We start from the raw sequence: 2050 nt of genomic DNA on the forward strand, positions 1-2050 counted from the left end.
ACAGCAGCAGGAAATGTTGAATGAAAAGATTGCAAAGCAGGAACAGGAAAGAAGCCGATTATTACGGTCGTGGAACAATGAAAGGCTGTTGTCAAAAGCGTCTAATGCTTATGAAGCAAATGCTATGACGGAAGCGGTTACGGATAGTGCTTTTAAGTAAGGAGAAAGAGATATGTCAATTACATTTTTAAGTCATCCTATTCATCTGCCGGATTTTTTCAAGTTTGATAGGGAATATTTGGGAAAACAGGAAAGCCAAAATGAAGACCAGAAAGTGTTTCATAAGGATATTTTAGAGGTTTCTCAATTATCGAAAAACAGGGAAAATTTAATGGATAAAATTAAGCATACAGTTGTGCATTCGGTTACATCGTTCAGCGATATGAGAGCCGGAATATTAAAAGAAATTAGGGAAGAAAAAGGGCAGTATGACTATACTGATGTTGTAAATGCCTGCGGATTGAGTTATGCAAGGCTGTATTCTGAAATTGAACAGCGCTATGAAAATGAACAGTATTATAAGGTAGATGGGACGCCGCTGACAAAAGAAGATGAGATAGAGTGGCTGGATATACAATTTGAGCAGGAAGCGGCATGGCAGAAATCCTGTGCAAGAATAGCAGCCCAGGGGCAGGTCATTCAGGGGAAAATTTTTGAAATGCCAACAAAAGAGATGGAAGAATTGGAAGACAGCTTTTATCAAGCGAAGGATGCTTATATGAAGCTGTACCGGGAAAGCAGGCAGGTGGGGAAGCCGCTTGTTTTGCAAAATTATATATTTGGCAATGGCCGGATGTATGAAGTGCTGAACAGATTAGGTAATTTACAGGAGAGGGTGGAATAATGCGGGTTAATTTATCCAACAGTTCATTGCAGAACAGATATTTTTCAGGAACAGGAAGAAGTCATTCAGATGTCAGGTATGAACGAGCATCTGTTGAATTTCAAAGGTCTTATGATAGATGAGGTTCAACGGGTAATCATTCGGGAAAATCAGGAGATAGAGCTTACATATACCGAGTTTGAAATCTTGAAGCTTTTTGCAAAGCATCCGGGAATAGTGTTCAGTAAGGAACAGATTTATGACATTGTGTGGAAAGAATCCTATTCCGGCGATTACAACATCGTCATGAGCCATATCCGGAATATTCGGGAGAAGATAGAGGATAATCCTAGCAAGCCAAGCTATATACAGACTGTTTGGGGAGTTGGTTATCGGTTCAATAAAAATTTAATAGCATAGAAACAGGCAATTAAGAAACAAAATCTTGGTTGTCTTTTTTATTTGTAAAAACATTTACAGTGACAGGTGCAGAAAGGAGACAGGAGTACATTGCAGAAATCAAAACGAATACGGGCAGTAATGATAAAGGTTTATAAGTGAATATCGTAGTTATGCAAAGGCAGTCAATAATGGCTGCCTTTTGTCATGCAAAAAATAAGCAGATGGAGGAAATACTATGGCAGAATCTAAAACAGAAAAACAGAAAGTACAGGAAATAACGGAGAAGCTAGAGCAGGGTATCAAGGAGCTTTTTGAAAGCGAGAAGTACAAGACTTATCTGAATACCATGTCAAAATTCCATAATTACAGCTTTAACAATACTATGTTAATTGCGATGCAAAAGCCAGACGCTACGTTAGTGGCCGGATTCAAGGCTTGGCAGAAGAATTTTGACAGGCACGTTAAGAAGGGGGAAAAGGGTATTCGTATCCTTGCCCCGGCACCCTATAAAATCAAAGAGGAGAGGGACAAGATTGATCCGGTCACACAAGAACTTTTACTTGATAAGGACGGAAATCCGCAGAAAGAAGAAGTCGAGATAACAATTCCGGCATTCCGGGCAGTATCCGTTTTTGATGTGGCGCAGACAGACGGAAAGCCGATACCGGAACTTGCGGCAAAGGAGCTTCTTTCAGATGTGGAAGGGTATCAGGATATGATTCGTGCGGTAGAAGCTATTTCGCCAGTACCGATTGAACTGGAGGAGATAGCCGGAGATTCCAAAGGCTACTATGACAGGGAAGCAAAGCGGATTGCGGTACAGGA

3 protein-coding genes are annotated in these 2050 nt (G+C 40.5%); all 3 read left to right on the forward strand.

Annotated elements, in window-relative coordinates:
* Nucleotides 1–172: 172 nt before the first annotated feature.
* Nucleotides 173–844: a hypothetical protein gene (locus H8S17_RS15945; RefSeq protein ID WP_008118594.1), complete on the forward strand. Its 672-nt coding sequence runs from the start codon at nucleotides 173–175 to the stop codon at nucleotides 842–844.
* A 69-nt stretch (nucleotides 845–913) separates the two neighbouring features.
* Nucleotides 914–1243, forward strand: coding sequence for a winged helix-turn-helix domain-containing protein (locus H8S17_RS15950; protein WP_117947817.1), 330 nt, complete (start codon nucleotides 914–916; stop codon nucleotides 1241–1243).
* A 217-nt stretch (nucleotides 1244–1460) separates the two neighbouring features.
* Nucleotides 1461–2050 (forward strand): ArdC family protein (locus H8S17_RS15955; RefSeq protein WP_186867883.1); only part of this gene is annotated, 590 nt, incomplete at its 3' end.

Source organism: Roseburia zhanii, assembly GCF_014287635.1.
GTDB lineage: Bacteria > Bacillota > Clostridia > Lachnospirales > Lachnospiraceae > Roseburia_B > Roseburia_B zhanii.